This window comes from Martelella limonii, assembly GCF_013344475.1.
In the GTDB taxonomy this organism is placed as follows: Bacteria; Pseudomonadota; Alphaproteobacteria; order Rhizobiales; family Rhizobiaceae; genus Martelella; species Martelella limonii.
In genome coordinates this window covers 1-9,957 of the sequence record NZ_JABUOU010000020.1, presented here as the reverse complement: position 1 = coordinate 9,957, position 9,957 = coordinate 1, and the positions used below count along the sequence as shown (strand labels likewise).

General features: G+C 56.3%; 10 protein-coding genes and 1 pseudogene. 2 read left to right on the top strand and 9 right to left on the bottom strand.

Annotated elements, in window-relative coordinates; genetic code table 11:
- Nucleotides 1-198: 198 nt before the first annotated feature.
- The 7 genes from HPQ62_RS20710 to HPQ62_RS21320 form a co-directional block, all read right to left on the bottom strand.
- A complete protein-coding gene (locus tag HPQ62_RS20710; protein ID WP_174804498.1) occupies nt 199-1,335 on the bottom strand; it encodes an ABC transporter ATP-binding protein in 1,137 nt (378 codons plus the stop codon).
- Between the two features lies 1 nt (nt 1,336).
- Nucleotides 1,337-2,935: a sulfatase family protein gene (locus tag HPQ62_RS20705; RefSeq protein ID WP_174804497.1), complete on the bottom strand. Its 1,599-nt coding sequence runs from the start codon at nt 2,933-2,935 to the stop codon at nt 1,337-1,339.
- Nucleotides 2,932-3,762: a carbohydrate ABC transporter permease gene (locus HPQ62_RS20700; protein ID WP_174804496.1), complete on the bottom strand. Its 831-nt coding sequence runs from the start codon at nt 3,760-3,762 to the stop codon at nt 2,932-2,934. The genes HPQ62_RS20705 and HPQ62_RS20700 overlap by 4 nt, the downstream gene beginning before the upstream one ends.
- Complete coding sequence (locus tag HPQ62_RS20695) at nt 3,762-4,652, bottom strand: carbohydrate ABC transporter permease (RefSeq protein WP_206678111.1); 891 nt, start codon at nt 4,650-4,652, stop codon at nt 3,762-3,764. Before HPQ62_RS20695 ends, HPQ62_RS20700 begins: the two co-directional genes overlap by 1 nt.
- A gap of 63 nt (nt 4,653-4,715) precedes the next feature.
- Nucleotides 4,716-5,936 (bottom strand): ABC transporter substrate-binding protein, encoded by a 1,221-nt coding sequence (locus HPQ62_RS20690; RefSeq protein WP_174804494.1) that lies wholly within the window; start codon nt 5,934-5,936, stop codon nt 4,716-4,718.
- A 158-nt stretch (nt 5,937-6,094) separates the two neighbouring features.
- On the bottom strand, nt 6,095-7,318 hold the full coding sequence (locus HPQ62_RS20685; RefSeq protein WP_174804493.1) for an ROK family protein: 1,224 nt from the start codon (nt 7,316-7,318) through the stop codon (nt 6,095-6,097).
- Nucleotides 7,319-7,765, bottom strand: a complete 447-nt coding sequence (locus tag HPQ62_RS21320; protein ID WP_174804492.1) for a 3-keto-5-aminohexanoate cleavage protein — start codon at nt 7,763-7,765, stop codon at nt 7,319-7,321.
- A gap of 444 nt (nt 7,766-8,209) precedes the next feature.
- Between HPQ62_RS21320 and HPQ62_RS20675 the strand changes: the two genes are divergently transcribed.
- Nucleotides 8,210-8,911 (top strand): sulfatase/phosphatase domain-containing protein, encoded by a 702-nt coding sequence (locus HPQ62_RS20675; RefSeq protein WP_342343744.1) that lies wholly within the window; start codon nt 8,210-8,212, stop codon nt 8,909-8,911.
- The gene (locus tag HPQ62_RS20670) at nt 8,908-9,201 is read left to right on the top strand and encodes a hypothetical protein (protein ID WP_174804490.1); all 294 of its coding nucleotides are present in this window, start codon (nt 8,908-8,910) and stop codon (nt 9,199-9,201) included. Before HPQ62_RS20675 ends, HPQ62_RS20670 begins: the two co-directional genes overlap by 4 nt.
- A gap of 38 nt (nt 9,202-9,239) precedes the next feature.
- On the opposite strand, the gene HPQ62_RS20665 is transcribed toward HPQ62_RS20670, so the two are convergent.
- Both HPQ62_RS20665 and HPQ62_RS20660 read right to left on the bottom strand, forming a co-directional pair.
- Nucleotides 9,240-9,770: a hypothetical protein gene (locus HPQ62_RS20665; RefSeq protein WP_174804489.1), complete on the bottom strand. Its 531-nt coding sequence runs from the start codon at nt 9,768-9,770 to the stop codon at nt 9,240-9,242.
- A gap of 60 nt (nt 9,771-9,830) precedes the next feature.
- A pseudogene (locus HPQ62_RS20660) lies at nt 9,831-9,957 on the bottom strand (IS5/IS1182 family transposase); the annotation flags it as partial.

The window sequence follows — 9,957 nt, the reverse complement described above, 5'->3', positions numbered from 1 at the left end:
CGCGCCCGCAGGCCTCTACGCTAAATTGATGGCTCCGGGCCTGCGCGCGCTGATCGCCGAGTGCAACCCAAGGGAGGGGGGCCTTTTGGACGCCTAAATGGGGTCCCATTACAACGCCGATTGACAGCCATTGCGTTGGGCAAGCCTGAACGCATTGCTGCTCGACCACTATCCGCCTGAACGGTTTTGGCGTGCCGGTTATTGTTGAGCTGGCCACCGCAGCGCACGACCGTCGGCGTCAAACAGCACGACCTTTTCCGGCGAAAAGGTGATCGGAGCTTTGTCTCCGGGCTTGAAATAGGATTGAACATTGCGGTGGATGGTGATGTGCGGCTGATCGGGCTGATCCGGATGCACGGCATCACTGTCGGCATAGAGCACGGTTTCGCGGCCCAAGCGCTCTTCCAGCACAATGCGCACGTTATAGACCGGCCCGTCGGCAAGATTGTTTGCGATATGAAAATGTTCCGGTCTAAGCCCGATGGAAACAGGGGATCCGACCTGAAGCTTAGCATCATCAACAAGGCTGGCAGCAGGCAGGACGAAACTGCTACCGTCCCCCGTTGCGACCCTGAGCTCATCCGGCCCCAACGCCGCGATGGTGGCGGCGAAGAAATTCATCTTCGGCGCGCCAAGAAATCCGGCGACAAACCGGCTGGCCGGTCGGTTGTAAAGTTCTAGCGGTGACCCGACCTGCTCTATGAGCCCGCCCCGCAACAGGACGATCCGATCTGCCATCGTCATGGCCTCGACCTGGTCATGGGTGACGTAGATCATCGATGCGCCAAGCGACTGATGAAGCGCGCCGAGTTCTACGCGCATCTGGGCGCGAAGGGCGGCGTCGAGGTTGGAGAGCGGCTCATCGAACAAGAAAACCTCGGGCTGCCGCACAATCGCGCGACCGATCGCCACCCGCTGGCGCTGTCCGCCGGAGAGGTGGCGCGGCTTCTTGTCCAGATGATCTGTAAGCTGCAGCGTTTCTGCCGCCCGGCGCACCGCAGCATCGATCTCCGCTTTCGGCTGGCGCGCCAGCCGCAAAGCAAACCCCATATTTTCGGCAACAGTCAGGTGCGGATAAAGCGCATAGTTCTGGAACACCATGGCCAATCCCCGATCACGGGGAGCGATATGCGTCACATCACGGCCATTGACGAAGATTTCACCGTCGCTGGCATCCTCTAGTCCGGCAATGGTACGCAGCAGTGTCGATTTTCCGCAGCCAGAGGGACCAACCATCACCACGAACTCGCCTTCGCGCAATTGCAGATTAATATCTTTCAGCGCGTGGAACCGACCGTAATGCTTGTTCAGGTTCTTGATTTCAACACTGTACATGTCAGGACTCCAATCCTGTTGCCTTGGCGGCGGGTGACCGCTCATCTATCTTCGTTTTCCAGCGGCTGTCGGTTTTCCGCGGCACTATGTCTGACGTTTCGAGATACCAGCCGAGAAGCGCATCCTTGTGCCGGGCAAGTTCGGTGGCCAGAGCAGGGTCATCGATACGGTTGGCGAGTTCCATCGGGTCGGCGCGCAGGTCGTAGAATTCGTCCTCCCCGGACATGCGTCGGATATATTTGTGTGTCAGCGATCGGATCATAACCGTACGCGCATGGGCCCGGGCATCGTTCACCTGAATATTGATGCGCGGAAAATAGAGCCCCTCGGTGGGATCGCTGCCGAACTGAAGAAGCGACTCCTGCTCGGAGACTTGCATTTCATCCGGACGCCTTCCACCTTCGCAGAAAGCATATTGCCTGTGCGGGATTGCCGGATCGGCAAGGGAGGGTGTCAATGTACGCCCAAAATGGTCGTAACCGGGATCGGCATTGGCGAGGTCGAACACGGTGGCGGTCATGTCGATCAATTCCGCCATGACATGATCGCGTACTCCAGGCGTGACTGGTATTTGTTTCGGTGGCTTGACAACCAACGGCACGCGCACGATCGGATCTTCCATTGTGGTTTGGCTTTTCTCCACGACTTCGTAATCGCCGGTATAATCGCCGTGGTCGGAGAACATGAATACGGCGGTATCATCATAGATTCCCGCGCGTTTCAGCGCCGCCATCAGCAATTCAAACTGACGGTCGACGCGGGCGACCATGCCCAGATAGGTACGCCGCAGCGCATCCCAGCGCTCTTCCGTCCAGCCTTCCAGCCGTTGTGCCTTGCGGATCTGACGCAACATATCCGGCTTGCGCGACAATTGCTCTTCGCTTGCATGACGGCGCGGCGGCAACGGCGCATTGGCAGAGGCTTCGAAGAACTCGGTTTCCACGCCATAGGGCGGATGGGGATAGAGTATCGGCAGGTAGATGCAGAGCGGACGATCCGTCGGCGCGTTTTCAATGAACTCGATCGCGCCGAGAACATTCTGCCAGTCGCTGTCGAGATAATACCGGTCCTGGTTCCCCTTCTTCAACTCGCCACGAAAGAAAGAATAAAAGGTATCTGAGCACGGCTTTCCGCGCCAACTTTCGCCGGCGCTGTGATTATCGTCTCGCGGCCGGCTGTGGTGACGCTCGAAAAAGGCGTCATCCGGACGGAAATGTATATCGCAAAAGGCCTCCGGCCCGGCGTCGGCCGTAACGATATCGTTCTTGCCGCCCCACCAGACGAAATAGCCATTCTCTCGCAATACCTGAAACATGTTCTTCTCGCCGCGTTCGGCATGCAACATGTGATGCAGCGACCTGTGACCATTCACATGCGGGTATAGACCGGTGGCAAACGAGCAGCGGCTTGGCGTGCATACCGGCGCCTGGCAGCAGGTGTTGGCGTAGGATACGGCCTCGTTTTCGACGAGGCTGTCGATAAACGGCGTCACTGTGCTGCCTGAGCCCAGATGCCCCATGATATCGGCGCGCATCTGGTCGGGATTGAAAAGCAGGATATGCGGTTTCTTGTCTGGCATTTCGGTATTCTCGATTTTCATCCCTTGACCCCACCCGAAGCCAGACCTTTGACGAAATAGCGCTGCATGAACAGAAAAACGGCAAGCAGTGGCAGGAAGGACAACACGACGGCTGCAAATTTCATGGGCTGGTTGCCCTCCACCGTCGCCACCGTGTTAATACGGGCAATCGCCACCGGCAGCGTCGCCCAGTCTTCGCGCACGAAGATGGAAGCAAGCAAAAACTCGTTCCAGGTCTGGATGAAGGTCAGAATACAAGCCGTTGCCAGAACGGGCATCGAAAGCGGCAACAGCACCAGAAAGATAATCTGCAGATTGGTGGCGCCATCCATGCGGGCGGCATGATCCAGGTCGATCGGCAATTCGTTAAAGAAGCCGCGCAGGATGAAAACGCCCAACGGCAGAACGCCGAGCGTATACGGCAGGATCAGCGCAAAAGGCGTATAAAGGATCTGCGATTTCTGAAACAGCAGGAACTGCGCGATCAGCGTCAGTTGCGGGGGCAACATCATCAGCACCACAAGCGAAACGAACATCACATTCTTGAAGCGAAACCGCAGACGGAAGAGTGCGTAGGCGCACAAGAGCGAAAGGATTAGCCCGATGAAGACGGCAGCAGAGGCCATCAGCAGGCTGTTGGCATAAAAATGGACCAGATCATACTGTACCACGGCCTCCAGGTAGTTGGAAAACTGCCATGCCCCGGAGGGAAATATCCGCCCATTATAATATTCCTGCGGCGCCTTGAAGCTGGTGACAACAACCCAAAGAAGCGGCGCCGCGAAGGCGAACGATGTGGCTGTTAGAATGATATGCTTCGAAACTGTCATGAAACCGATACGCTGCATCACGCGCTTTCCTCCCGCCGGAACTCGGTGAGATAGAGGTAAACAACCACGAGAACGAGGGTAACGAGCAGCAGGCCGTAACTGATCGCTGCGGCATAGCCAAGCTCACCCTTTTCGAAGGCGACCTTGATGATATGCGTGGCGATAACCTCACTCGCGTGGCGCGGCCCCCCGTCGGTCATGACCTTGAACAGATCATAGGCCTTGAGGTTGTTGATGATGTTTATAACGATGACGATAGCGATGAAGCTGCGCAGATGCGGAAGGGCAACGAAGCGAAACTTGCCCCAGACGGTGGCCCCATCCATCTCCGCGGCATCATAGAGCTCGCGCGGAACGGATTGCAGGCCGGCAGCAAGAATTAATGCGTTGTGCCCCAGAAACTGCCATATTCCGACAACTGCAATCGACCAGAGCACGATATGCCGATCCCCAAGCCAAAGAATATCGGTACCCAGGATCTGGTTGAGAAAGCCGATATTGGGATCATAGACGAAGGCCCATATCATGGCAGCGATGGCTGCCGAAATCAGCGATGTTGAAAAGAAGATGGTGCGATAGGTGATGCGCAGCCAGTTCAACGCGACGCTTTCGATTGCGTAGGCAAGCGCAAGGGCAGCCATCGGTTTGAACACAACATTGATCAGCGTGAACAGGGCGGTGTTGGAAACGGCCTGTCCCAGCGTCCGATCGTGAAACATTTCCCGGTAGTTATCGAGCCCTACAAATGTCCATTTCGCCGAGAGCCCGTTCCAGGAAAAGAAACTCATACCGAGTGCATAGAGCGCCGGCATAATAGTGATGAGACTGATAAGGAGCATGGCGGGGAACAGGAATTTCCACCCCGTTCGGGTCTCGGCCGCCATTCCGACTGCGCTTCGCATTTTCATGAGCATTTTCCGGGGTAAGGCGGGCCGCAGCAGGCATCGACTCCGGCTGCGGCCCGTCCGCGCCTATCGCGCGTCTTCGACTTCCTGCATGGCTTCCTCGGCGGTGACTTCATCCGACAGGACACCCTGAACAGCGTTGCCGAGCGCTTCAAGCGCGTCAGCATTCAGCAGAACGCGAGGCACCACGTCAGCCTCCTGATTTTCGACAAAAACCTTCAGAAGTGGATCTGAAATGGCACTGTTTGCCACCGCATAAGGTGCAATGATGGAGCGTTCTTCAACATAGCGCTTCATCACGTCCTCAGACAGCAGATAAGAAAGCACCGCCTTGGCCTCGTCCTTGTGCTTGCCGCCGGCGGGAATTGCGTAATTCTTGCCGACGCCGCCCGGCGACACGCCGTCTTCGACGCCGTCAAAGACGGGCGGAAAACGCATCACGCCAAGTTCCATGTCCGCGGGTTTGCCGACAGAGTAAGGCTTGACGTCCCACGGACCGGACAAGATCATGGCCGCACGTCCGGTTAGAAAGGCATCGCTGGCCTGAGGAATGCTCATGGCGTTGATGCCGGGCATGAAGATCTTATCGTCAGCCATATCCTTGAGTTTCTGAGCCGCTTCCACCAAAACGGGATCATCCCAGGACGTTTCGCCTGAGTCCGCCTTTGTAATAATGGCGTGGTCCTTCTGTCCCGCAATCATGTAGAAATAATCGCGACCACGCTGCGGAAACTGGTTTCCGAATGCGATCGGATAGATGCCGTCGGCGCCCAGAACCTCGGACATATGCCCAAGATCCTCATATGAACTGGGCAGATCGAGACCGTATTTGTCGAAAAGCGTCTTGTTATAGAACAGCGAGAAGTTGTTTACCGAGACGGGAACCGAATAGTAGGTGCCATCAACATCGAGCTGGGAAACTACGCTGTCGAAAAAGATCTGTTCCCATCCCTCGGCCTCGTAGAGGTCATTCAGCGGTTCAAGCAGGTCGGCGTCAATCAGCGTGTACATGCCCACGGCGCGAGCATCAGGCTCCACGCAGATGATATCGGGCACCTCTCCTGAGGCAAACGCCGTCCTGAGCGCTGCATCATAAGCCGAGTTTTCGAAAGACTGAACTTCGATGGTAACGTCGGGATGCATCTCCTCATACTTCCCGAAAATGTCCTCATAAAACGCCGTGTCGGTCGTGTAGAACGTGTAGATGGTGAGCTTCACAGGATCGGCCAGCGCACTTGTCGATATCATTGCCCCTGCGGCCACCATTATTGCAAAACTAGACTTCATAGACTTCCTCCCTCGCTTGACATCCTCATCCGGATGACTACCGGCGATTTAATCAAGTTTCGTGATAAAGTCAATTGAAGCCAAAAATATCTCTTCGCCGGAACGGCCCACCTCAAAGCCAGATGGGGAAAAAACTCGATGAAACTTCTTTGAAATGGCTATTTCGAAGTCCTGCGCGCGTCGATCATTTCGGCGAAGCGCGAATTGGCCCGCCCGGAGATCGCCATCACGCCAGCGCCGAAGGGAATGGAGGAAGCCGAATGTTGCGCGATCACGAGACGCGGCATGATACGCGCCGGATCATCCGTTCTAAGAACTACCGAATTTGGCAGAGGACCAAGCCGTTGCAATAGTTCCTGCAGGTAACAGGCGGGCACGAACCCGCCCACCACGATACCATCGGGACGAAGGGTGTTCTCGAGGATATTGACAATCAGAGCCAATCGCTCGGCCGAACCGTTGAACCAGTCATCAAGACGCGCTGGGTCTTCGGCAACAACCTTGCTGACAATATCTTCATAAAGCCCCTGCGGCTGTTCCAGTCCCAGATATTCGCGTAGTCCGCTAACGGAGAAAAGCTTGTTGAGGGGCTCTCCCTTGTACATGACGTAACCGATCTCACCGGCATTCCTCCATAATTCCTGGTTCAGCTGACGCTGGCTGATCACGACTGCACCGAGACTGAGGCCGACCATAATATAGACCATGCGTGCTTCCACCGGCACCGTCATAGCTTCAGCGATCGCAGCCGATTGCGGATTGTTCATAATCGAGACAGGCACCTGGAGCGCCTGCTCCATCGTCTGCTGGAAGGAATTTATCGAATAGTCTTTCCAGAACGCGCGAAACCAATTCCCGTCCTGCCAGTTGAAAGGACGCGGCACCATGGTTTCGATTTCCAGCAAATCAACCGGCAATGGCCCCGAAATGCTGAGCCCCCAGATATCCTTTCCGGCATGACGCGCAATAAAGGTCCGCAGAATATCGATGGCTTTTGCAACATAGGCTTGGGGATCGAACGCCCCGATAGCGAACACCGCCTCGTCAACAACTTCATAACCAAGGTTGATCAGGCAGAGAGAAATCGAGTTCCAGCGCATCTGCATTCCGATACCAAAGCCGCGCTCCGGCACGATATTGAGTCTGGTCTGCGGCTTCCCCTTGCCGGAAATCTGCTGGCGCCCGCCTTCGCGGATGACGCCCATCGCGACCAGCTCCTGGCAAACGCTGGTCACGGTCTGCAAGCTGAACGGCATGCGTGCGCCAATTTCCGTTCGCGATACACCGTCGGATTCACGGATCATCTCGAACACGGCAACCAGATTGCGGTTACGGGCCTCACTGGTGTTCATTGCGCTGACTGCGGTTGCCAGATTTCTCATCTATCCACTCCGGGCACATATGATGCCGACCGATTCAAACAATCTCCGGACCATATCTTTACGGCTCCGACGAGTAGCAGGAAAGAAATGGGAAGCGAACAGCTTTCTCCAATGCAGAAACCGCCAATGGGCCTGTTCGGCCGAAAGGAGGGGCGCTGCCCCGCGCAGGCATTTTCGGGATGCTTGCCCATGGCGGGAGCGATGGAATTCTGGATGATAACCGGACTGAGTGCGCGAACATGGGCGTTGATCTGGGCGACGACCTTCGGTTCTATCGTCTGGCGGCCCTCGGGATCGCGCGTGCATGTGGGCCAGGCAGACGTCGGCATCGTAGCATTCGCGAACGGAACGGGCGATTTCCGCAGGCTGCTCCGGCAGCGCCGGAATGGCGTCCTTGCCTTTGAAATTGGACGTCGGCGCAAGAGTGACGATTACATTGTCGGCCATGTGTGAGCTCCTCTTTTAAGGTTTCGGCGGGATGGGCCGCGTCGAAATCAGCGAGGAATTCCGGCGATAATGCGCGCAGCCGGTTCATGTCGACGCCGCGTGTCGAACGTTTCGGGTTTCTCCGGACCACCACGGACATGATTTTCTAAAAAGGGGAATGATATTAAACTATCCCGGCTATAATATATGGGCATACGTCAGTCGGATCACTTCCGCCGCAGCCTGTCCGTCGCGGACCGGGCGAAATCTGCAATCGCAAGATCGGGTCTTGTGCTTCAGCCAAACCGGGACGGCTTGCAAAGGCGCATCGTCATAAGCTCGAACGGTATCGGCATATTTGCCCGGAGCTGGTCACCTGAATCTGAAGTTCGGTTGGTGACGTCGCCTTAACCGAATTTGCGACGAGATAGTCCCTTCGGCTCCGCGATCACCCAGATCGGCCGCGTGGTCCGGTATCTAGAAGATAGCGGCCAGATCGACGAAACGCTCATCATCTTCACCTCCGATCATGGCGATTATCTCGGAGACCACTGGCTGGGCGAAAAGGAACTGTTCCACGATCAGTCCTCGCGCGTTCCCCTCATCGTGGTGGATCCGTCGGCAAAGGCTGATGCGACGCGGGGCACCGTGTCGCAGGCTCTGACCGAGGCGATCGATCTCGCGCCGAAATTCGTCGACTATCTCAGCGGCCACGTCCCCGATCACATACTGGAAGGCCATTCCCTGTTGCCGGGGATACGCGGCGAGAAAGCCGAGAGCCGCGACTACGTCATTTCGGAGTATGATTATGCCGCTCGCCCCTATCTGCGCCATCTCAGCCCCGACGCGAAATCCTGCGGGCTGACGATGATCTTCGACGGGCGCTGGAAGATGATCTGGGTCGAGGGGCTCAGGCCGATGCTCTACGATCTCGAAACGGACCCGGACGAATTCCACGATCTTGGCGCCTCGGCGCAGCACCAGGACGAGATCGCGCGCCTCAGCGGCGAGCTGTTCGGCTGGGCGCGCAGACAGCATTCCCGCGTCACCATTTCCGATGAAAAGATCGACACCGTCCTGTGCAAGGATGATGCCGCCTACGGCCTCTATCTCGCCTTCTGGGACGAAGACGAGCTTCGCGAATGGAGCCGGCAGCAGCACGAATGAAGTTCGTCCGCCTTTGGCTGCATTGGCGTCAAACGGCGTTGCTGCGCCGCCTGCCGATCGGAGCAATGCGATCGATCCAGCCAGAAGAGGCCGGCAGCCACGCCGGATTGTCCGCTGCCCGGCTCCAGCGCCCTGCCGCCGGGTCATGCGACCGTCGGCAGCATCGCGAGGACCTCTATATCCGCGCCACCGGCCTCGAGCGTAGTCATGCCCCGCGTGAAATCGTTCCGGAACGCCCGGATCATGCCAAGATCTGCATGCGACATCGAGTGGACACGCTTGAGGTGTAAACCGACACCAAATTTTCCTCTGCGACCAACCGACCTGATTAGTTCATTGAAAAAAATCTTACTCTCAAAGATCGTATCATAGCCGACTTGCTTTCCTCAAAGTAGACTGTGAATTCCTTGCCTTTCGTCGAAAAAGAATATGTCGACCCGCTCTTCGTCAGCCTGTAGCCGTCGCCTTTTGCAAAACGCCTAAAGCTGGAATCGAATTTTTCAAAGTACTTCCTGCCTTCAGGAGAGGTAATACGACAACTGATGACGGGCTTTGTCCCGGAGACCGTCATGAAGTGGATATTCAGTTTGACATAGTCAGCGGATACGCTCCCGCTTCCGTCAACTGGTACTTCAAGAGAATATCTATTTCTGCTTGTTTTTTTCAGTCCGGTCGTTGCGATATCGCCGGCATTGTAAACACCAGTCGTCATTGCGCTCACGCATTGTCGGTACGTTTCGACCAAGGCCGTATCCAGGTCCACCCTGGCTTCTGCGTTGTTGGCGGACAAACTTACGGCTGTGTCAGACGTGCAGCCGAAAAGTGCTAATGTTGTGAGCACTATCAGGTGTTTTCTCAAAGCCATTCCCCTCTTGGCTATCGATGAAACAACAATATCGGGTTGATTCGTCGTCTCATGCTAGGCGGTAGACTCATAATGCTTAAGCCAGATGCGTGCTGAGAAGAGCTTTATGGCTGCAAGGTAGTTGTCAGCGCGCTTGTCGTAGCGCGTAGCGATGCCTCGCGCTTCTTTGAGGCGGTTGAAA

Bases quoted from the DNA above. Each gene is read 5' to 3' on its own strand.
- HPQ62_RS20705 (WP_174804497.1), bottom strand. From the start codon at position 2,935: ATGAAAATCGAGAATACCGAAATGCCAGACAAGAAACCGCATATCCTG.
- HPQ62_RS20690 (WP_174804494.1), bottom strand. From the start codon at position 5,936: ATGAAGTCTAGTTTTGCAATAATGGTGGCCGCAGGGGCAATGATATCG.
- HPQ62_RS20695 (WP_206678111.1), bottom strand. From the start codon at position 4,652: ATGAAAATGCGAAGCGCAGTCGGAATGGCGGCCGAGACCCGAACGGGG.
- HPQ62_RS20685 (WP_174804493.1), bottom strand. From the start codon at position 7,318: ATGAGAAATCTGGCAACCGCAGTCAGCGCAATGAACACCAGTGAGGCC.
- HPQ62_RS20670 (WP_174804490.1), top strand. From the start codon at position 8,908: ATGAAGTTCGTCCGCCTTTGGCTGCATTGGCGTCAAACGGCGTTGCTG.
- HPQ62_RS20710 (WP_174804498.1), bottom strand. From the start codon at position 1,335: ATGTACAGTGTTGAAATCAAGAACCTGAACAAGCATTACGGTCGGTTC.
- HPQ62_RS21320 (WP_174804492.1), bottom strand. From the start codon at position 7,765: ATGGCCGACAATGTAATCGTCACTCTTGCGCCGACGTCCAATTTCAAA.
- HPQ62_RS20700 (WP_174804496.1), bottom strand. From the start codon at position 3,762: ATGCAGCGTATCGGTTTCATGACAGTTTCGAAGCATATCATTCTAACA.